Origin of the sequence: Pseudomonas sp. KBS0707, assembly GCF_005937945.2 — a bacterium.
GTDB lineage: Bacteria > Pseudomonadota > Gammaproteobacteria > Pseudomonadales > Pseudomonadaceae > Aquipseudomonas > Aquipseudomonas amygdali.
On sequence record NZ_CP041754.1, the window covers coordinates 4,047,158 to 4,068,521 of the forward strand.

Here is a 21,364-nt window from a genome sequence, read left to right on the forward strand (position 1 = left end):
CTGAATGTTCTATTTCTGTGGGAAATATCCAGACTATTTGTAAGAGCGTTATAAGCCCAGCGTAAGCTCAGTCCTTAATTATCGCAAATGACGCTCCGCCATTTCCGAAAACACAAGGTAATGATATCTCTCCCTGCCTATTAATTAAAACGCTGCGCCTGTTCATAAACGTCGATTAAACCTATCAGACGTCAGAGACTCGTGCAGCTGATAAAAAAGTGTGCAAGGAGCATTGCATGAAACTTCTGGCTATCGTTCAGGGCGATACAACAGACCACGGAGGGTCTGTTATCAACGGCGATCAAACAAAGCGCATCAATGGTTTCCCCGTGGCGCACAGGGGCTGTGACGTCATCTGCCCACTGCATGGTGCCAGCAAAATCATCGGAGAAGAAAACAACTTTCATATCGAAGGAAACATCATCGCACTGGAAGGCGACCTGACCAGTTGCGGGGCTCGGTTGATATCCAGGCAACAAAGTTTCTTTCGGGTTGAGAGGCAGTCGAGTGTTGTGCAGTCTGCGCCCGATCATTCGGTTGGTAATGATCAGGAGGCGGCCAGCGAAAGTGTGGTGGATCGGGTTGTGCATTCAGTTAATTCGCTGGTGGGCCAGCGAGAGTCAATCATGTGCGACGAACGTTTTCGTCTGTTCAATCAAAAGCGTTCCAGCCTGGGTCATCTGGGCTATGTGGTGATGCAAGACCAACGCTGCACCTGCGTTGGCGCGCTTGACCTGCAAGGCTACAGCCGCAGCCATAAAAGCCCGGCTGTGGGAGTATCAGTTTTTTTGTGTTCGGGCTGGTTAGGGCCTGCCGTCAGGCAGGCCCTTGTTTTACCAGCTCGGTCTGGTAAATCGGTCTCCGTACAGGATCGCAAATTGATTCATTGCCACTTTCCAGTCGTGTGCCGCATGACCCCAGTTGGCGGTGATGTTGCGCAACCCAAGCCATATCAGTTTCGTCGCAGCCTCATCGGTCGGGAAGTGCCCTCGAGTCTTGATGATCTTGCGTAACTGGGCATTGATGCTCTCGATGGCATTGGTCGTGTAAACCACTTTGCGAATGCCCGCCGGAAAAACAAAAAACGGTATAACCCGATCCCAGGCGCGACGCCATGCAGCAACTACAGTCGGATACTGCTTGCCCCAGGGGCCCGCTTCAAAGGCGTTAAGCTCTTGCTCAGCCACATCGGCATTGATCGCCTGGTAGATCGGCTTGAGTGCTTTGGCCAGTGCCCGACGTTTATCCCAAGCGGCATAGTCCAAGCTGTTGCGGATCAGATGCACGATGCAGGTTTGCAGCGTCGTGGCAGGAAAAACCGCCCCCAACGCCTCCGGTATTCCTTTGAGGCCATCCGTGACGGCGATCAGAACATCTTCAACGCCACGAGTCTTGAGGTCGTTGAACACCTTCATCCAAAACTTGGCACCCTCGGTGCTCTCGATCCATATACCCAGAATGTCGCGCGTGCCATCAGGTAATACCCCCAGCGCCAGATAAATAGCCTTGTTGCACACTAACCCCTCGTCCCGGATTTTGACCCGTAACGCATCGAAGAAGATCACCGGATACATCGGTTCCAAGGGTCGTTGCTGCCAAGCGCCCACCTCTTCCATGACCGCATCGGTGACTGAGCTGATGAAGTCATGGGACACGTCAGTTCCATACTGCTCAGATAGAAAAGCGCGGATCTCACGCACCGTCATGCCCCGGGCGTACATGGCAATTATCTTGTCGTCGAAGCCTGTAAAACGGCGTTCGTGCTTGGGAATCAGGATCGGGGCGAAGCTACCATCGCGGTCTCTGGGGATATCCAGGCGAAGCGGCCCGTCGTCGGTCAGAACCGTCTTGCTGCTTTTGCCATTGCGCTGATTGGTCGACTCCTCAGGGCGCTCCGCGCCCTGAGGATAACCAAGGTGGTGACCCAGCTCGGCGCCTAGCGCACGCTCGATCAGAGCCTTCTTGAACGCCATGGACGCGTCTTGAATGGCTTCGGCGCTCATCGGGCCTTTAACAAACTGCTCGATCAGCTCTTGGGGAATCGAGGGCAACTCCCTCGCTGTTGCATTGGCGGACTTCTTTTTGGTCGGCATACATGCACCTCTAGCTACATGTTATGCCCGAACACAAAATTTCTGACAGTCTCGGCTGTCATCGCACTGCAACTCGCAACCACCGCCCCTTGGCCGGTCATGGAGTAACCTCAATGTCTCTGAACGATTTCCAGCGTACCAACGCCTTGGGGCCCGACACTTACTTCGCCTTGCCCCAAGGAGCCTCACACACCTACGCCCCGACAGACACCCCGGCCAAAGAAGTCATCATCCAAAGCCTGGCCCTCTCCCGCATACCCGGAGCCATGCGCAACATGGGTTGGAACACGGCAGCGGCGCTGATGCAGCGATGGTTTGACAGTCCCGCGTGGGAGATGCCGGAGGAGTGGAAGGTGCAGGAAACACAGCCTGACCCAATGAGCCTGTCTCCCGCGCAGTGCGATGAAAGCATCGTGAAGATGGAATGGGCAATGCAGTTTGAGCGATGCAGGCAGGCTGTTGAGGAGGCTGAGTTGCTTCTGACTACGGTCAACGCCATAGCTCGTTTGAACAAGCTGCTTGAAAATGCGGGCTGGAGAGGCACGGGGGTATTTCAACTAGGATCAACAACCATGACCGCATTGCAGATGGACTCCTTATCTCAAGTAAACTTCATAAGATTCGGTAGCGCATGGAATACATTAGACGACATGTACGGTGCATTAGGGAAGGTCTGAAGTAGCCGGATGTTTTCCGGCTACCGAATCCTCAGCACTTTTCAAAAAACGATGCATGTCGAAATTTGCTCAATTATCTTCGCTTTTTAGCTCTTTCGGCCGCTGCAAAGCCTTTTGCGGTAACCATTTCCTGCATTACACGCGCACCTCTCCTGCGCTCGCCAACAAATGTCGACGGGCCATCCACAGGTTTGACAGGGCGAACAACGTCACCATCTGCGCGGTGTTCTTGGCCAAGCCCCGAAAGCGCACTTTTTCATAGCCAAACTGGCGTTTGATGACCCGAAACGGATGCTCGACCTTGGCGCGAACCTGGGCCTTGGCCTTCTCGATTTTGCGGATCGCCTTGTACAAAATACTGCGTTTTCCGTGCTTTTTGTAAGTGCTGTGGCGGGCGGCAATCTGCCAAATGACCTTGCGCCCAGCGTGTTCTTCGCGCTTCTCGACCCCGGTGTAACCTGCGTCGGCGCAGACTACGTTTTCCTCGCCGTGCAGCAGTTTGGCAACCTGCGTGACGTCTGCCACATTGGCCGCTGTTACTACCACGCTGTGCACCAGGCCTGACTCGTCGTCGGCGCCGATGTGAGCCTTAGCGCCGAAATAGTACTGGTTACCTTTCTTGGTTTGATGCATCTCAGGATCGCGTTTGCCATCCTTGTTCTTGGTCGAACTGGGTGCGTGAATCAGCGTGGCATCGACGATGGTGCCTTGACGCAACGACAAGCCACGGTCGCCCAGATAACCATTAATTACGCCGAGAATCCCGGTCGCCAACTCGTGCTTTTCCAGCAGACGACGGAAGTTGAGAATGGTGGTTTCGTCTGGAATTCGCTCCAGGCTCAGGCCTGAAAACTGACGCAGGATAGTCGTCTCATACAGCGCTTCTTCCATCGCCGGATCGCTGTAGCCGAACCAGTTCTGCATCAGATGAACACGCAGCATCGCCATCAGTGGGTAGGCGGGCCGGCCACCTTCTCCTTTTGGATAATAGGGCTCAATCAGGGCAATCAAACCTTTCCAGGGCACCACCTGATCCATCTCGATCAGGAACAATTCCTTACGGGTCTGCTTGCGCTTGCCGGCATACTCGGCGTCGGCGAAGGTCATCTGTTTCATCATCGAAAAGCTCGGCGACTGGTGTCCGGAGATTTTGCCAAATTAGGAAGTCTTTTTCAGAGTTTCCTTAGAGGGTGTAGACAAAATAAATTAAACTTTCACTCCCTTGTCTGAATAGCCCTCAAGCCATGCCTAAAACCGGACGTCCTCGCTCGATTGCCGCCGAGCACTATCCCGTGCTGGTGAAACTCGCTCATGCACAGCCCTATTCCAGCCAGGCCGAATTGGCGCTCGTATTCTTCGCCGAAACCGGTATCACTGCGCATCCCGACACCTTTGCAAAAGCGTTGAAAATGGCAGGGATTACGCGTGTAAAGCAGCGGGCCAAGGGAAGTTTTCAGTCACCTGAACCTAATAAAGCCTATGGCTACAATGAAACCCACCGCCGCCAACTGCCGGAGCAGCTATATCCGAGTTGCTTGACAGATACCGAGTGGGCACTGGTCGCCGACCTGTTTGAAAGCCAGGGCGGACGAGGAGTGCCACCGCTTCACTCTCGGCGCACGTTGCTGGAAGCCTGTTGCTATGTCGTACGCACGGGGTGCTCATGGCGAATGCTACCCCGCGATTTTCCTCATTGGGACAATGTCTACAAAACGTTCCGCCGGTGGAGCGCTCAAGGCAAGTTCGAGCAAATGCATGATCGCTTGCGAGCTCAATGGCGTGAGCGGGAAGAACGCGCTGACAGCCCGTCAGCAGCGATCCTGGATTCACAGTCGACCCGCAGTTCTCCTCAAGGCGGTGACAGCGGCTACGACGCAGGCAAAAAAGTGAAGGGGCGTAAACGAAGTCTGATTGTCGATACATTGGGCCTGCTGCTGGCTGTCAGTATCAGTGCTGCAAGCGTGCAGGATCGTGACGCGGCGGATGATGCGGTGGCGTACTCGAAGGAAAAATATCCGTCACTGAGCACGCTTTTTGTTGATAGTGCGTACGCAGGAAAATGGGCACAGCGCACCCATCAACTGCACGCTATCGATGTTCAAGTGATCCGTGGCCCGAATAACAGAAGAACAGGGCAATGGCACTCTGAACAAGGCGATCTATTTTCCGTGGAGCCTGTTCAGACTGGATTTGTGGTCATGCCCAAGCGATGGGTAGTGGAGCGAACTCATGCCTGGAATGAGAGAGCTCGGCGACTGATCATGCATCATGATCGCCTTTTTGCGGTAAGCGAGGCATGGGTTTGGTTGGCCGAGGCTCGAATACTCGCGCGCCGACTCACTACATGATTTTGTCTACACCCTCTTAGGGTTGGCGACATTAAAAACAGGCGTAACGGGAAAAGCCTTTAGCAAGATAGATACCCCCCACACAAAATGCACATAATTACTTTCATATAGATCAGATAGGATTTTATATTCGAGACCACTATGACTTTAATGGATCGCAATACCTGGGCACATGGACAGAGGATCGTGCCCTGACGAAAACAGAGACAGTTATCGCCATGACACCACAAGGAAAATTAATAATCAGGATGAAGGACGGGCCTTTCGCTGCAATTACAAATAGCCATTTCCGCGAATACAGAAGCACTGTAAGTAACGGCGGAGATTTTTTCATTTATTCGGATATACTGTGAAAAAAACTTGATCAAACCATCGATCTAGGTGTGCGTCCTTGAAAATACCACCGAAGCGAATAATGTTTATTTTAACATATATTTTTATAGCTGGTAGTCTCTGGGCGGCCTCCGAATGGTGGGAAAAAGCGCTAGCCAAAAGATCAGGTTCTCCACTAATCAGTCCCGGCGGTTGCTATCGATTGGAAGCTTTCAAACCCTTTTGGGTGCTGCCTAACATATTCCACCCACAACCGGACTTTAACGGAGCTGGATCGCCAAAATGGTTTCCTTGGTGGGGTAGTCCCGGTTTTTACAAACTTTACGATCATCGAAATGGAAAACTTATTTTAGAGACAGAGATTTATGATCGTGAATCCGGGGCATGGGGAATGGACTGGGGAGAAGGCTCGGGTTTCATTTATTCAGGTCTGATCCCTATCGGCCCCAATCTCCCTGATTGCATGGGTGATCGCCCTACTCGCGTAAAGCCTCAATGAAAGCGGCATCGGGACGCTGGGTATTTTTTCTGACCTACATAACCATCGCAGGCAGTCTCTGGACTGCCTCCGAGTGGTTGGAAAAAGGGTTAGCGGAACGCTCTGGCGAGCCTGACATAAGCCCTGGAGGCTGTTACGGAGTGGAGCTGTTCAAACCACTCTGGGTTCTCCCGATGATGTTTCATTCGATGCCACACCCAGATAGTGAGGTGCCAAGAAGGTGGCTACCCTGGTGGGAGTACCCTGCGTTTTTTCGGCTCTATGATCATCGCACTGGCGAGTTGATTTCAGAGACAGAGGTTTACGATCTGGCGTCAGCGAGTGGACCGCTGGACTGGGGGGACGGATCGGGTGAGGTATCGGCTGGAATGATCTCAATTGGCCCCAATCTCCCTGATTGTCTGGGTGACCGCCCTACTCCAGTAAGCCCTCAATAACGAGAGCATCACGATGCTGGACGTTTTTAAATGATCGTTCCAACGCTCCGGACGCTCTGCATCCTGTCCCAAGTAAGAGACGCGATACGAATTAATGACGCAGAGCGTCACGAACTGCATGCCAACGCCGGAGCATTGGCACGATAGTTAAAAGGACCCGGAGTTAAAGGCCGCCACAGCCTTAATGCGAAAAATGAATTGCCCACTTTCCCCGCCATCTTCTCCGGCTTGATCAGAAACCGTGCCAGCGCGGGCAGCAGCCACAGTGCGCCGAACATGTTCCACAGCAGCATGAAGGTCAGCATTAGGCCCATGTCGGCCTGAAACTTGATTGCCGAGAAGATCCAGGTGCACACACCAATGGCCAGGCAAAGGCCAGTAAACAGCACGGCCTTGCCGGTGGACTTCAGGGTTTCGTAATAGGCTTGCTGCAACGGCAGACCGGCGCGCAGGAAGCTTTCCAGGCGGCTGTAGATGTAGATGCCGTAATCGACACCAATCCCCACTCCCAGCGCCACAACCGGCAGGGTCGCGACCTTGACGCCGATGCCCATGAACGCCATCAGCGCGTTGCCCAGCACCGAGGTCAGCACCAGCGGCAGGACGATGCACAGGGTCGCGGCCCATGAGCGGAAAGTGATCATGCACATGGCTGCCACGCAGAGGTAGACCAGCACCAGAATGACCAGCTCGGACTGCTTGATGACCTCGTTGGTCGCGGCCTCGATCCCGGCATTGCCTGCGGCCAGCAGGAACTGCAGGTCCGGCGTGTCGTTCCCTTTGGCGAAGTCCTGGACGGCATGTACGGCACGGTCCAGGGTTTCGGCTTTATGGTCGTTGAGGAATACCAGTAGCGAGGCCAGGGAACAGTCGGTGTTGTACAAACCATCAGCGCGGGCGATGGAGTTGTTCAGCACGTCTTTGTTGCGCGACAGGCTTTCCCACTTCAGGTTGCCCTCGTTCATGCCCTTGATGACCTGCTTGGAAACGGTCACCAGCGAAATGGCTGACTGCACGCCTTGGGTGTTTTCCATCTTCCAGGCCAGTTCGTTGATCGCTGACATAGTCGAATACGCCGAGCAGCCCTCGGGGGCTGTCTTGACCATGACCACCAGCACATCGGAACTGGTCGAGTAGTGATTAATGATGAACGCGTTGTCCTTGTTATAGCGCGAGTCGGGGCGCAGCTCAGGGGCGCCCTGGTCCAGATCACCGATCTTCAGGTTCTGGCTGTACCAGAGCCCGCCACCGAAGGCCAGCAACGCCAACACAATCGACACCGGCGCGACTTTGGCACTGGCAAAGTTCGACAGCAGTCGCCAAAAAGGATGCTCGCAGACCGCATCCTGCTTGCTACGGCTCACCGCCCGTTTGCTGATACCCACGTAGGAAATGGCCACGGGCAACAGAATCAGATTGGTGAACACGATCACCGCAACGCCTATGGACGCGCCGATGGCCAGTTCGCGGATCACGCCGATGTCGATGATCAGCAACGTGATGAACCCGACGGCATCAGCCAGAATGGCGATCATGCCCGGCAGAAACAGCTGACGAAACGTGCGACGCGCAGCAGTCAGAGCGTTTTCGGCCTCGCTGGATTGCAGGGCGATACCGTTGATTTTCTGCACGCCGTGAGAGATGCCGATAGCAAAAATCAGAAACGGCACCAGCATCGAATACGGGTCAATACCGAAGCCGACGACGTGCATCAGCCCCAGTTGCCAGATCACCGCAATGAGCGTGGTGCTCAGAACCGCCACGGTACTGCGGATACAACGGGTGAACCAGATCAGCAATACCAGAGTGATCAGAAACGCGATGCCAAAGAACATCACCACCATGAACAGACCGTCAATCAAGTCGCCGACTTTCTTGGCGAAACCGACGATATGAATCTTGATATGGGGGTTTTGTGCCTGGTATTTGTCGCGGATCTTCTCTTCAAGCTGATGAGAGAATTGCTGGTAGTCCAGCGCCAGCAAAGTGCCCTGGTCTGCCGGATCCGGGTAAGACTCCTGCAGCGGAACCTCAATGATGCTCGACCTGAAATCGTTGGCGACCAGTCGCCCGACCTGCCCGGACTTGAGCACGTTGTTGCGTAACTGATCCAGACTGGCGTCCGAGCCGTTGTAACTCTGCGGTATGACTTCGCCCCCTGCAAACCCCTCTTCCGTCACTTCGGTCCAGCGCACGCTGGGGCTCCAGAGCGATTTGAGACCGGAGCGGTCCACACCGGGAATGTAAAACACCTCGTCACTGATCTGGCGCAGGGTCTCCATGTACTCTTTGGAGAAAATATCGCCATCCACCGCCTCGACAGAGATGCGCACGGTATTGCCCAGGTTCGCCAGATCGTTGCGGTGCTTCATCATGTTCTGAATGAACGGATGAGACAGGGGGATCATTTTTTCGAAACTGGTGGAAGGCCGAACCTGCGTGGCCTGCCAGAACAGAAAAATACTCGCCAGCAGACAAAGGATAATCACCGCAGGGCGATGATTGAAAATCAGGCGTTCAAGGAAGGTTGCCTTTTCGTCCGAGTGTTGCGTGTGTTGAACAGTGCTCATGCCGGAATGTCCCCGCCCTGAAAGGTCTTATTGTTGGGTCGTATCGGCGCCCGTCGGCGAGGTGACGCGCACGCCGCCTTGTCCTACCAGAATCAGATTGCCTTGAGGGTTGCCGGTGACCCCGGCCAGCGAGATGCGATCGGGCCGATTGAACACCTCGAACGTTTCGCCATCATCATTGCTGCGCATGACGCTACCGCCGTTACCGACCAGCACCAGCGAACCATCGGCCAGCAATGTGGCGCTGGCCAGACCGAACTCGACCGGGCCGCGTGCGCCCTTCAGTTCTATAGGCTGCCAGCTGTCACCAAAATCGCTGGAACGAAACAGATTGCCGCGCAAACCATAAGCCAGCAGCGTAGAAGGCTGAGCCGTGCCGATCACGCCGAATAGCGAGCCTTGATAGGGGCCTTCGAGTTTCTCCCAGGTCTGCCCCTGGTCACTTGAGCGAAACATGCTGCCCGCCTCGCCGACAATGAACAGGCCTGCGTCTTTGACCTGAGCAATGCTGTTCAGGTGATACTGGTCTTCGTTGTCCAGCCGCTCGCTGACATCTTCCCAATGCTGACCGCCATCAACGGTGCTCAACAGCGCACCGTAAGCGCCCACGGCAAAACCGGTGTCGAGGTCCTTGAACCAGATGTCCAGCAGCGGCGCCTCGCGCTTCAAGTCCTCGAACTGCTTGCTCCAGCTCTTGCCACCATCGTTACTGGCCAGTATCTGTGCGTCATGACCCACCGCCCAGCCATGCTGTTCATCCACGAAAAACACAGCCGTCAACAGCTGGCGGGTCGGCACGCGAGCCTGGCTCCAGGTCTTGCCTTGATCATCGGAGAACAGAATATGCCCATGGTCACCCACCACGACCAGCCGTGCGCCGGCATGGGCGACGTCCAGCAACAAACCGCGTGAGGCTCTGGCCGATTCGACAGCATAAACAGCCTTGTCTGCAGCAGCGACTGATGTCGATGCAGAGTCGGACCCGGCCGTTGCAGAGACGGCAAAAGAACATGAAGTAAAAATCGCCAGGGGCAGGCCCGCGTATAACCGGATGCGTCGATGGAAAGGGGCACGCATGAACTTCTCCGCTCTTATTATTATCAGGTGGCTGCTATCGACTGCGGGTATCAACCGACTCGTATTGACCCGGACGTCCACAGCCGTCCGGCTTTACCTGTGTGGAAGACCGTTCATCCTAGGCAGCTTTGCAAATGCCTGACAATCGACATGTCGTTATCTTTTGTTAAGCGCACGAATGTGATTGATGGATCATCACGATGGTTAATCGCGCAGCTTCCCCAGACGCCTGTCAGTGAATACCCCGGCGACGCAATGCGGCGGGTTTGAAGGCATTTACGCTGGGCACAGGCTGGGAGAAATCACTGGTGCCGGGCTCCTGATTGTCCAGGTTCTGTACGTGGTAACGGCGTGCCTGCAAGTCATGGAAAACGTCCAGTGCAGACCAGGTGGTCGGTAGCTCGTAATAGTTTTTCAGGTACGCCATGGAGACCCGCCACAATTGCCCTCTGCCGTCATATTGATCGACAACTGCGGCCTGCCAGCTGTCTTCATCCAGGTACAGCGTGCGCCGGGAGTAGACGTGCCGCGCGGTAGGTTTGAGCCTGCCCTCCACCACCCATACACGATGCAACTCATGGCGTGTATAAGCCGGGTTGAGGTGGCCGACCTGCAATAACTGTCGGTAGGTAATATCAGGGCTGGATATCCGGTAGTTGTTGTAAGGAATATAAATTTCGCGTTTGCCCAGCAACGTCCACTCGTAACGGTCCGGCGAACCATTGAACATGTCGGTATCATCTGCGGAACGCAACCCCTCGGAGGCCGGGATCGGCATATCGTAAGCCAGACTCGGTGCCCGTCTTACCCGACGTTGCGCAGCACTGTAAGCCCATGCTTGCCGAGGCTCCTGCACCTGATCAAGTGTTTCATGGACCAGCACGGCGGAACCGGCCATGCGGGTCGGGCACTGGATAAACGACAGGTAATAAAACAGCACATTATCCAGACTGGCAAAACTGCCCGCGGGGTCATAAAAGCGGAACAGCACTTTCTGACGCGAGGTGTTTAATTTGAAACTGCCGTCACGCTGTATGGCGACCTCCGAAGTCCCTCGCACCACGTAATGACCGCGATAGCGGGCAATATGATTCCACACAGCCTGAATACCCTTTTCCGGAAAAGGAAATGGAATGCCGCCATAGGCATCGATAAAACCGTTACCGCCACCGATCAACCGGGCGTTTTGTGCATTATGCCGTGTATTATCGTACACCCATTGCGGTGCCGACCCGGAACGTCGGGTGGTGTATATCGGCATCTGATAACTATCAGGCCAGGTTTCGAACATCGCCACCTGCCCAGGTGTCAGGTAGCTGCGATAGTGCTGCATATTGGCGTGCGTAATAGTGAACAAGGGCTTGTCTGCGGCATACGGGTCGACATGCCGCGTACCTGAGCCCTTGTATCCAGGCGGAGGCCGAGTGATTCCGCCGCGCCATGGCGGGATGGTCCCTGCTGCGTTACCCGCCACCTCGCCTCCCAGCGGTGTCAGGCGGTTTCCGAGCAGCGTAGCGTCAGCTGCCAGACTGGTGTTGAGCGCGAGCAGCATCGCCAGCGCGAACCCCGGCAGTTGTTTCATGAGCATGTGGGCTCTCCTTGCGTGGCCTGTCCGGGACAAGTGTCCGAACTCAGGCCGATAGTATTTGCGATGTATACGAGGTGTCGTGAGAGACGAATAAACTTACCGCCCGTTCATAAAGACTTATTAAACGGATGAACCCGTCAATGTAATTATTGATCCCGCGAACACTGAGGAGGTCAGGCAAGAGTCTGTAGGAAACTTCCTAAACTTACGATACTTTACAAGATGACCGACACAGCAGGCACCCAGAGTTGTCCGCAGTAATGCAACGCGAATACCAATAAGCGTCAACATACAGATCAACATAGAGAGCCGGTACAGATCAGTTCATTAACGGACCTTCTGTATCGCCAGAATTAAAAACACGAGCACAGCCTGTTTGATTGTCAGACATAGCATCAAAATAGTAACCGCTTGATGCCGGTCATTGCGGATTCTATAAACATTCGGTAACAGCGAGGGGGTTACGTGTATTGGACAAGTAACACTTATTGAGAATAAGCAGCGTTCAGTCGATGACCACGTGGGGCAGGAACCGGCTGGTGTCCTTGGTGATCAGACTGTCGTCTTCGCGAATGCCGATTCCGGAGGCAAGGTCGCCGATGACCCAGGAGCCGATCAGCGTGTAGCTGTCACCGAATCGCGGCAGCGGCGAGTACGCCTGCAAAATATAAGGCGCATCAGTGTAAGGCCCATCGACTGAAATCACCTGATCGCCAGGCGTGCGCATTTCAATGTTGGCACCTTCACGGGAAAAGTAGGGTTTGCGTACCCAGCCCTTGGGAACCGGTCTGCTCGGGTCCTGATCGACGCGCGAAGGCAGCAGGTTCGGATGGCCCTCATTGAACTGCCACAACAACGGCAGAATTCCCTTGTTGCTGAGAATCGACTTCCAGGCAGGTTCAACGAACTGAGTGCCACTGGCTGGAACGTGCTGGCCAAACTCCTCGTGAAAGATATGTTCCCAGGCGTGAAGCTTGAACAGCCGCTCGATCCAGCGTCCGTCCAGGTCGACAAAACGCCCCTCGGCACTGAGCCCGATGTCCTCGATATCGATATGCCGGGCATCAATGCCCACGTGCGCAGCCATGCGCCGCAGAAAGTCGGTAGTACCACGGTCCTCGACAGAGCCGGACATCGCCGAAAAGTAGAACGGGCTCGCCCCCGGAAACTCGGCAAACGCCCGAACAAGATCCTCGGCAATCGAATTGAACTGGCTGGCATGCGCGGGCAGAACACCGCGCGCCATCTGCTCGTCCAGCCAAAGCAACTGGAACGCACCTGCCTCCATCAGACTGGTGGGCGTATCAGCATTGATTTCGTACATCTTTGCCGGGCCCGTGCCGTCGTAGGCAAAGTCGAAGCGCCCGTAAAGGTGTGGATGCCCCTGTTTCCATGACGCGCGGATCACATCAAAGAACGCTTCCGGAATCGCCAGGCGGTGCAACAACTCTTCGCTGTCCACCACCCGCGCTACTGCGTCCAGACACATCTGGTGAAGTTCCTGGGTAGGCACTTCAAGGTCGCGGGTAATCTGCTGCTCGGTGAACAGATAATACCCGCGCTCATCCCAATAGCGCTCGCCGTCGATGGTGTGAAAGTTGAACCCTTCACGTTCCGCCGTTGCGCGCCAGTCCGGGCGTTCCTCGATACTGATCTTTTTCATGGCCCGGACCGTCAGCCTCCGAAACTGCTGCTGCCACCGCTGCTCTTGCCGCCCCAGCCACTGCGTGCCGAGGCCTGGCTGCCGAATCCGCCGCGCGAGATAGTCGACGACACAGAGGACGAGCCGGAGCCCGAACTGCCCAGGTTACGCCCCAGCGTGCTCTTGCCATAGCTGCGATCCGGACTGGATTGCGCCTGGGTCGAACGGCCAAAGGTTTTGCCGCGATCAATCTGACTTGGCAAGGACGAGCTGTAGTAACCGCCGCGGTCATCGCGCGTCTGGTAGATAGGTTGCGAGTAATAGCGATTGTTGCCTAAGCCATTGCTGAGCAGATTACCTATCAGCAGACCGGCCATCAGCCCGGTGGTGCCGCTCATGCCTGCGGGAGCGGACTGGGCGACTTCCTGATTGGCCCGGTCCAGCGCCTCTTTGGGCACACGCCCGGAAAAACCCAGCTCAAAGCCGCCGAGTTTCGGCATGTACTTGCCATCCGAAGTGACCTGGCAATAATCCGGTACAAAGTCCGCGTCGCAAGACGCCTTGTCATCATAGGTCGGCGCTATGCGGCGATGGTCGGACAGCGCCTGCATGTAGGCATCCGAACAGACATTTACCGGCACTTTGGCATCAACGCACTCCTGCACCGAACTGAAGTTGGCCTGCGCGTTGAAAGTATCCTTGTCTTCCGACGGGCCACACCCGGCAAGGGCCAGCGGAAGCGTGCTGGCAAGTACCAGCTTTACTGAACTGCGTCTCATCGTGAGTCTCCTTGTTCAAGGCTGCCGTCAGACCGAAGGGGTCATGCAGGCTGCGTTGAGAAGACCCACGCTGATTGCGACGCTGGCCGAGTAAATGGCGGCAGCCATTTCGCCCTTGGCAATACGTGTCGACAGGCCCTTGAGCACCAGGCTGGTAACACCGAACGCCAGCAGTTGCACAACGGCTGCAATCACCACCCAGACGATCACATCCAGAATGCTGATGCTGTAACTGATGATGTTGCTGGCTGGCAGTGCGAAACCGATCAGCGAACCACCCAACGCCAACGCGGCAGCACTGTTGTTCTCGCGGATCAGCGCAAATTCCTTGTGCGGCGTGATCCTGCTGTAGATGAACTGGAACAGGGCGAACAGAATGGCCGCTACCAGAATGTACATGATGAAGCCAATCACGGCAGGGGCATTGAGCGACATACGCAGCGCGTCGATCATGAAGATTTCCTTGTCAAAGAACGTTGATATCAGTGGATTGCAGCGTTATGCCAACGGCCGTGGTGAGGGTAATGCTGCCCTCTTCGTCTTCCTCGACGGAAAACAGCAGAAACTCGCGGCGGTTGATCAGCCCCGTTTCGCGGGCGTACAGCATGCTCAGGTGTTTGACGCGATACGCAGCATCAGGGCTGACAATATCCTCATCCAGCGGCGTCAGCTCGGTCTGGCCGGGCGACGTGCCCCATTGCCGTTCGAATACCTCGCCATCGTGTTCGTAGGTGGGCAGGCCGATCTTCGACGAAGGACCGGTCAGGCGCAGCAACTCATCCTTGCTGGTGATCGGCTCGGCGCTGTAGTAACCGAACAGAATGATGTCCTGCACGTCTTCCGGATTGAGGCCGTTGCTGACCACCTGCAGGAAATAGTCCTCGTTATCCAGGTAGAAGCGATGCAACGCCATCGACTGGCCCAGATCTACGCGCCCCACGGCCCAGACCTTTTCATCGCCTGAAACAACCACTTGCGAATGCCCGTCGAGCAACAGCTTCAACGAGCTGTCCAGACACAACATGCGACCGGACGCCAACCCTAACGGGCTGACCGTGTTGACGGATTGCACGCCATCACGACCTGATGCCTTGGGTGCTTCCAGCCCCATGGCACGTTTGAACCAACTCATAGTGCAGTTCCCTTGAAGTCGACTGGAGCCGGTATGGACATGTCTTTAACCGGAATAAACACACTGTTCAAAAGACTGGCTCACTTCTGCGCCAGCAATGCCTTGGAATGCATCAGCCACGCTACACAAATACCCGCCAGTGCGCCGGCAATATGTGATTCAAACGATATGCCAGCTACCGGGACAAAGCCGAAAACCAGTCCGCTGTAGCCCGCCAGTACCAACAGCGCGACCAGCACGCTGGCGATACTGCGCTGATACCATGCCCGCGCGAGCAGGTAAGCCCACAAACCAAAAATCAGACCGCTCGCACCGACGTGGATATTGCTGCGACCGAAGCTCCAGACCAGCAGCCCGCCCAGCAGACAGACCAGCCCGGCGACCCACGCATAACGCCTGACACCCTCGGTGGCGACCAGCCAGCTCAGCACAATGAACGGCAGCAGGTTGCTGAGCAAGTGCTGAATCGAACCGTGCAGAAAAGGCGCAAACACAATGCCGCGCAACCCGGTCGCATTGCGCGGAATGATACCGAAATGAATCAGGCCGTTGCCGGTGATCGAGTTCAGCACTTGCACCGCAATCATAACTGCTGCCAGGGCGAGGATGACCTTGAGTCGTTTGGAAAACTCCATTCACCACCCTCGTCTGCCCTGTGGCGTCGCTTACTGAGCCGGCGTCTGGTTTTTGGCTTTCAGACGTGCCAGCACATCTTGCGCACCGCCACTTTTGGCACCAATACCTGCATCCTGCAGACGACGCTCCAGATCGCTGCCGCTGGACTGGCTGGCCAGTTCTTCGGCCGCTTCGAGCTTGGCGTCCTGTTCATCCTGACGTTGCTTGAGACGCGCCAGCGAGCCTACTGCGGTTTCGACTGCGCCGCTGGCACCACCGGTTGCAGTGGCCGTTGCAACGCGAGCTTTTTGCACGGTTTCACGGGCCTTGGCCATCTCGACCTGCTGCTTGAGGCTCTTGATTCGCGATTCGGCCTTGACCACCTGTTCTTGCAGCAGGCTGACCTGCTTGTTGAACTGATCGGCCAGTTCCTGCTCCTGATCACGCAGGGCCTCGATCTCGGCGATCTTGTTCGCGCACTCCACAGCCAGCGCTTCTTCACCCTTGTTCAGAGCCTGCATGGCGCGGCCTTCCCAGTTGGCGATGCTGGTGGCGTGTTCTTCAAGACGCTGTGCCGAGAGCTTGTGCTTGGCCTTGATGGTAATCAGCCCGTCGCGGGCCTTGACCAGCGCATTGTCGGCGTCACGAATTTCCTGATCCAGAATGCGGATGGCATTGGCATCGGCAATCGACTCGCCCACTTCGGAAGCGCCACCACGAACGGCGGTCACCAGTTTTTTCCAGATACTCGTAGTCATGAATAGTCTCCGCCTGACAGCGCTGTTCAGTAGATGAAATGATCTTCAAAAGCATCGGCCGCACGGATCACGTTGTCCGCGAGGGTAAGGATTTCCTGCACGACTACTGTAAGCGACGATGCTGCGCTCAACGCGCCAAACAGGCAGTAGACTTCCTGACCGTCACCCAGCTTTTCGATACCGACCGATGACAGCGGAAACAGATCGCGGCTGCGCAGGACGACATCGTTGAACGCCTGCACGTTCTTGATCTTGTTCACCTCGATCAAGGTCGCGTCAGCCAGAATCTGCTCGCCTTCCACCGCGATATAAATCGGCAGATCGCCATACTCGGCCATGGTCAGCCTGATGCCCGAGGCATCACCCTCGGTTACATCGAGCTCGATCTTTCCATTCGTCACCAGCTCCAGTTCGCAAAGTGCCTTCTGCAGAGAGCTGATGGTCCAGTGGGTATTCTCGGTCATGAAATCCTCCAGTTTTATTCTGTCGCCCAAAAAGGGCTGTCTTAAGGCTTTTTCAATGCCACGCAGGGCATCGACGTTCTCGGGCCGGATCCAGAATTCCCGCTTGACCAGCCCCGCCTCTTTGAGTCGCAGACGCATTTCACGCATGTAATCGGTGGAGCTCTTCGAAGCCTTGGCCGGGACCGCTGCGTTATCGCCCTGGGTTTTACGAGGCATTGGCGCTTCCCCCCTTGCTGCTGGCCGTGGATCAGGTGAGCAACGTATCAGATGTTTTTGAAGATAGATACGCATCACATGTGAGATTTTTATGAACACCAAAAATTCTCGTTCCAGCCATGGTGTATCACTCAATCAGGCCCTAGATACAGGCAGCACCAAAGCCTGAGACTCCTTTGCGCCTGATACCGCGCCAGACTGCAGATTTGTGACGCGAAGCGTCACCCGATGCATGCCAAAGCGGAGCATTGGCACGATAGTCAAAACAACGCACGGCGACGCACACTCCAAAAAAAAGCGCTGTCCGCATCAGCGGACAGCGCCTTTCTTACAAGTGCCTGTCAGGCACTGGGCAACCCTTATTCAGCCAGGCTTTTGCTGACCACTTCATACACGTCCGCCGACAGTTTGCCGGAGGCGAGGATACGCTCCAGCTCGGCCTTCATCAGCGCCTGACGGGCGCTGTCGTATTTGCGCCAGCGGGTCAGTGGTGCCAATTGGCGGGAGGCGATCTGCGGGTTCAGGGCATTCAGCTCAATGACCAGATCCGCGAGGAAGCGATAGCCGGAGCCATCTGCCGCGTGGAAATTGATCAGGTTCTGCCCGGCAAATGCACCGATCAGGGCGCGGACCTTGTTCGGGTTCTTGATGCTGAATGCAGGATGCTTCATCAGTTCCTGCACGCGTTGCAGGCCGCCCGGCTGAGTGCTGGCCGCCTGTACGCTGAACCATTGATCCATGACCAGCGCGTTGCTCTTGAAGTTCTCGGCGAACACGGCGAGCGCTTTGTCGCGCTCGGCCGTAAACGGCGAATTGACCAGCACCGCCAGCGCAGTCAGGCGTTCGGTCATGTTGTCACTGGTATCGAACTGGTCGATGGTCGCCGCCAGTACTTCAGGTTTGCCGCTAAGCATCAGGTACGACAGCGCAATGTTCTGCAGCGCGCGACGGGCGAAATGCGTGGACTCGGCGACGTATGGCGTGGCCCTGGATACCTCGCGGTTGGCCTTGTAGCGTGTCAGCAGACTGTCAAACAGGCCATCGGCCAGTTGTTGGCGAGCAAATTCGCGAGCGGCGTGAATGGCATCGACATCCGCCACCTCGCTGATCTCGGCGAGATAAGCCTCACCCGGCAACGAGAGCATTTCTGCGACCATCGCCTGATCCAGACGCTCATCCGCCAGCACGGTGCCCAGCGCAGTGATCAAACGCTGGTCCATGACCAGTGCCTGACCTTGCTGGTGCTGACCGATCAGCTCCTGCAAAACCTGAACCGACAGTTGCTGACCGGCATCCCAGCGGTTGAAACCGTCGCTGTCGTGTTGCATCAGGAACATCAGTTGATCACGGTCATACGGAAAGCTCAGCTTGACCGGCGCAGAGAAACCGCGCAGCAGTGACGGCAGTGGCTTTTCGGCAACGTCAACGAAGGTGAAGGTCTGCTCGGACCCGGTAACCGAGAGCACTCGCGTGGTGCTGGAAGCTGCGGTTTCGTCCGCCAGACGCAGAGCAATCTCGCCGCCTTTGCTGTCCAGCAGCCCCAGTTCGACCGGAATCACAAACGGCTGTTTCTGATCGCCAGGCTGGCCTGGTGTGCTTGGGCAGCTCTGCCGGAAAGTCAGGCTGTAGGTTTTCGCAGCAGCGTCATACGACTCGCTGACCGCCAGACGCGGCGTACCCGCCTGGCTGTACCAGCGCTTGAACTGGGTCAGGTCGACGCCGTTGGCGTCTTCCATGGCCTTGATGAAGTCGTCGCAGGTCACGGCCTGGCCGTCATGACGTTCAAAATACAGATCACTGCCCTTGCGGAAGCCTTCGGCGCCCAGCAGGGTGTGGAGCATGCCAACCACTTCCGAACCCTTTTCGTAAACGGTCAGGGTGTAGAAGTTGGAGATTTCGATGAAGCTGTCCGGACGCACTGCGTGGGCCATCGGGCCTGCGTCTTCGGCAAACTGGTGAGTTCGCAGGTAAGCAACGTCCTGAATACGCTTGACCGTGGCCGAGTTCATGTCCGCCGAGAAACCGGCGTCGCGGTACACCGTGAAGCCTTCCTTGAGCGACAGCTGGAACCAGTCACGGCAGGTCACGCGGTTACCCGACCAGTTGTGGAAGTATTCGTGGGCAACGATCGCTTCGACCCGCTGATGCGCGGCATCGGTCGCAGTCTCGGCACGTGCCAGTACGGCACTGGAGTTGAAGATGTTGAGGCCCTTGTTCTCCATCGCGCCCATGTTGAAGTCGTTGACCGCGACAATCATGAAGATGTCCAGGTCATACTCACGACCGTAGGTTTCTTCATCCCAGCGCATGGATTTCTTCAGGCTGGTCATGGCGTGCTGGCACTTGTCGACGTTTTCTGGCTCGACATAGATGCGCAGGGTCACTTCCCGCTGGCTCATGGTGGTAAAGGTGTCTTCGATGCACCACAGATCACCGGCCACCAGCGCGAACAGGTAAGCCGGCTTCATGAACGGGTCTTCCCACGTCGCCCAGTGCCGTCCGCCCTCTTCTTCACCACTGGCAATCGGATTGCCGTTGGAGAGCAGAATAGGGAAATTCTGCTTGTCGGCGCTGAGCGTGGTAGTGAACTTGCTCATCACGTCGGGGCGGTCGAGGTAGTAGGTGATCTTGCGGAAGCCTTCGGCCTCGCACTGGGTGCAGAACATGCCGCTGGACTTGTACAGCCCTTCCAGCGCGGTGTTGGATTCCGGATGGATGCGCACGGTGCTGTCGACCGTGAAGCTTTCGGCTTGCGGATGCAGCGTCAGGTGATCTTCTGTCAGTTGATAATCCGCAGCGCTCAGCTCCACATCGCTCAGTTTGACCGAGACCAGTTCCAGATGCTGACCGTCCAGCACCAGCGGCGGCAGGCCTGCGCCGCGCTCGGGGTTGCGGCGCATGACCAGTTGGGCATGGACCAGCGAGTGGTCGTCGAACAGTTCGAAGGTCAGGTTCGTCTCATCGATGAGGTACTCGGGAGCCTGATAGTCCTTCAGGTAAATCATTTTCGGTTGCTCGGTGCGCATGCTGGAATCCTTCTACTGATGCACGGCCAGTTGATAGGCCGTGTACTTGCGAATATTGATCACGCCGGTATCGAAAATCAGGTATTGGCCCTTGATCCCCAGCAGCGTGCCTTCGGCAATCGGGTTCTTGTCCAGATTGAAGCTGACAATCTTGGTCGGATACGCCTCGACCGGGTAACGAAACTCGACAGGCTCGGCGTCATGTAGCAATTGGATGGCTTGCAGACCGAATCGTTCTTGCAATCCCAGCAGGCCCGCGCCGCAACTGTCGAACAATTCCTGGCGAATGGCCTTGAGATCGACCGGCTGGGCATCACCTTTGAGCAGCGCACGCCAGTTGGTACGGTCAGCCACCTGACTGCGCAGCAAGTCTTCGACAAAGCCTGACTGCTGACGGGTGGCCACACGCAGAATCGGCAACGCCTGACTTGCGCCCTGATCCAGCCAGCGGGTCGGCAACTGCGTGGACCGGGTAATACCGACCTTCACGCCTGACGAATTGGCCAGGTAGACGATGTGATCGGTCATGCAGAACTGTTCGCCCCATGCCGGATCGCGACAGGTGCCCTGATCGTGATGGCATTTTTCCGGGCTCATGATGCACATGTCGCATTGCGCCAGCTTGAGCATGCACGGGTAGCAGTAGCCCTGGCTGTAGCTGGACTTGGTCTTGCGCCCGCAATGACTGCAATGAATGGCACCAAGAAACTCCAGACGCAGCGTCTTGCCGATCAGCGGGTTGACCGCAATCTCGGTCTCGCCCAGGCGAAAAGCGTATTGCACACATGACGCATCATCCTGACGCGCCGACATTTTGTTGACTGCTCCGCGACCAATTTCGATCAATGAATAGCATCCGATTTGAACAGGATATTGGGCACTGGCGCTGATTTGGAGGCGCATTCCTGCGGCCCCATGTAGCCAGTGCGCTGGTCTTCCGGCAGGTTCTGCACTTCCCAGGCGATCAGCGCCTGCAACGACAGCTCACGCTGTTCCTGAGTAAGCTTGCGGCCATCGGACCATTTGCCGATTTCCACGGCCAGCTTCAGGCTTTCGTAGATATCCGGGGTGATGTTTTCGATCATTTCTATAAAAGACGACATGGCGCAC

At 56.1% G+C, this 21,364-nt stretch carries 18 protein-coding genes and 3 pseudogenes; 6 read left to right on the top strand and 15 right to left on the bottom strand.

Features of this window, described 5'->3' with window-relative positions; translation table 11 throughout:
* Positions 1–236: 236 nt before the first annotated feature.
* Positions 237–773, top strand: a pseudogene (locus tag FFH21_RS19055) (PAAR domain-containing protein); the annotation flags it as partial.
* 60 nt (positions 774–833) lie between these two features.
* Here the strand turns inward: FFH21_RS19055 and FFH21_RS19065 are convergent.
* On the bottom strand, positions 834–2,093 hold the full coding sequence (locus FFH21_RS19065; protein ID WP_004666928.1) for an IS256-like element ISPsy17 family transposase: 1,260 nt from the start codon (positions 2,091–2,093) through the stop codon (positions 834–836).
* A gap of 113 nt (positions 2,094–2,206) precedes the next feature.
* Here FFH21_RS19065 and FFH21_RS30030 point away from each other — a divergent pair.
* A pseudogene (locus tag FFH21_RS30030) lies at positions 2,207–2,764 on the top strand (DUF6402 family protein); the annotation flags it as partial.
* 141 nt (positions 2,765–2,905) lie between these two features.
* On the opposite strand, the gene FFH21_RS19075 reads toward FFH21_RS30030, so the two are convergent.
* Complete coding sequence (locus tag FFH21_RS19075; protein ID WP_010207043.1) at positions 2,906–3,886, bottom strand: IS5-like element ISPsy2 family transposase; 981 nt, start codon at positions 3,884–3,886, stop codon at positions 2,906–2,908.
* 128 nt (positions 3,887–4,014) lie between these two features.
* Here FFH21_RS19075 and FFH21_RS19080 point away from each other — a divergent pair, with 128 nt between their 5' ends.
* The 4 genes and pseudogenes from FFH21_RS19080 to FFH21_RS31150 all read left to right on the top strand — a co-directional run bounded on the left by FFH21_RS19080 (position 4,015) and on the right by FFH21_RS31150 (position 6,387).
* Complete coding sequence (locus tag FFH21_RS19080) at positions 4,015–5,118, top strand: IS5-like element ISPsy19 family transposase (protein WP_004663854.1); 1,104 nt, start codon at positions 4,015–4,017, stop codon at positions 5,116–5,118.
* Positions 5,117–5,471: pseudogene (locus tag FFH21_RS30645) on the top strand (DUF6402 family protein); the annotation flags it as partial. The gene FFH21_RS19080 and the pseudogene FFH21_RS30645, both read left to right, overlap by 2 nt.
* A gap of 38 nt (positions 5,472–5,509) precedes the next feature.
* Positions 5,510–5,950, top strand: coding sequence for a hypothetical protein (locus tag FFH21_RS19090; RefSeq protein ID WP_004660793.1), 441 nt, complete (start codon positions 5,510–5,512; stop codon positions 5,948–5,950).
* A complete protein-coding gene (locus tag FFH21_RS31150) occupies positions 5,947–6,387 on the top strand; it encodes a hypothetical protein (protein WP_011169187.1) in 441 nt (146 codons plus the stop codon). Before FFH21_RS19090 ends, FFH21_RS31150 begins: the two co-directional genes overlap by 4 nt.
* A gap of 107 nt (positions 6,388–6,494) precedes the next feature.
* Here the strand turns inward: FFH21_RS31150 and FFH21_RS19105 are convergent, their stop codons facing one another.
* The 13 genes from FFH21_RS19105 to FFH21_RS19170 all read right to left on the bottom strand — a co-directional run bounded on the left by FFH21_RS19105 (position 6,495) and on the right by FFH21_RS19170 (position 21,357).
* Positions 6,495–8,957: an RND family transporter gene (locus FFH21_RS19105; RefSeq protein WP_011169188.1), complete on the bottom strand. Its 2,463-nt coding sequence runs from the start codon at positions 8,955–8,957 to the stop codon at positions 6,495–6,497.
* 27 nt (positions 8,958–8,984) lie between these two features.
* Positions 8,985–10,034: a YCF48-related protein gene (locus tag FFH21_RS19110; RefSeq protein ID WP_004665923.1), complete on the bottom strand. Its 1,050-nt coding sequence runs from the start codon at positions 10,032–10,034 to the stop codon at positions 8,985–8,987.
* Positions 10,035–10,266: 232 nt separating this feature from the next.
* Positions 10,267–11,622: a DUF1329 domain-containing protein gene (locus FFH21_RS19115; protein WP_011169189.1), complete on the bottom strand. Its 1,356-nt coding sequence runs from the start codon at positions 11,620–11,622 to the stop codon at positions 10,267–10,269.
* A gap of 505 nt (positions 11,623–12,127) precedes the next feature.
* Positions 12,128–13,285 carry a glutathionylspermidine synthase family protein gene (locus FFH21_RS19120; RefSeq protein ID WP_002554493.1) on the bottom strand — a complete coding sequence of 386 codons (1,158 nt, stop codon included), beginning with the start codon at positions 13,283–13,285 and terminating at the stop codon, positions 12,128–12,130.
* Positions 13,286–13,296: 11 nt separating this feature from the next.
* Positions 13,297–14,043 (bottom strand): DUF1190 domain-containing protein, encoded by a 747-nt coding sequence (locus FFH21_RS19125; RefSeq protein ID WP_004657437.1) that lies wholly within the window; start codon positions 14,041–14,043, stop codon positions 13,297–13,299.
* Positions 14,044–14,070: 27 nt separating this feature from the next.
* Positions 14,071–14,496 carry a DUF350 domain-containing protein gene (locus FFH21_RS19130; RefSeq protein WP_004657435.1) on the bottom strand — a complete coding sequence of 142 codons (426 nt, stop codon included), beginning with the start codon at positions 14,494–14,496 and terminating at the stop codon, positions 14,071–14,073.
* A 13-nt stretch (positions 14,497–14,509) separates the two neighbouring features.
* Positions 14,510–15,175, bottom strand: a complete 666-nt coding sequence (locus tag FFH21_RS19135) for a DUF2491 family protein (RefSeq protein WP_004657433.1) — start codon at positions 15,173–15,175, stop codon at positions 14,510–14,512.
* Between the two features lie 80 nt (positions 15,176–15,255).
* On the bottom strand, positions 15,256–15,810 hold the full coding sequence (locus FFH21_RS19140; protein WP_002554497.1) for a rhomboid family intramembrane serine protease: 555 nt from the start codon (positions 15,808–15,810) through the stop codon (positions 15,256–15,258).
* Between the two features lie 30 nt (positions 15,811–15,840).
* Positions 15,841–16,548, bottom strand: coding sequence for a PspA/IM30 family protein (locus tag FFH21_RS19145; protein WP_002554498.1), 708 nt, complete (start codon positions 16,546–16,548; stop codon positions 15,841–15,843).
* Positions 16,549–16,574: 26 nt separating this feature from the next.
* Positions 16,575–17,228, bottom strand: coding sequence for a YjfI family protein (locus FFH21_RS19150; protein ID WP_004665924.1), 654 nt, complete (start codon positions 17,226–17,228; stop codon positions 16,575–16,577).
* A gap of 359 nt (positions 17,229–17,587) precedes the next feature.
* A complete protein-coding gene (pepN, locus tag FFH21_RS19160) occupies positions 17,588–20,254 on the bottom strand; it encodes an aminopeptidase N (protein WP_004665925.1) in 2,667 nt (888 codons plus the stop codon).
* Positions 20,255–20,266: 12 nt separating this feature from the next.
* A complete protein-coding gene (locus tag FFH21_RS19165) occupies positions 20,267–21,100 on the bottom strand; it encodes a DUF2797 domain-containing protein (RefSeq protein WP_004665926.1) in 834 nt (277 codons plus the stop codon).
* Entirely contained in the window at positions 21,097–21,357 is a 261-nt protein-coding gene (locus tag FFH21_RS19170; protein WP_002554502.1) for a YeaC family protein, read from the bottom strand. Before FFH21_RS19170 ends, FFH21_RS19165 begins: the two co-directional genes overlap by 4 nt.
* Positions 21,358–21,364 lie beyond the last annotated feature (7 nt).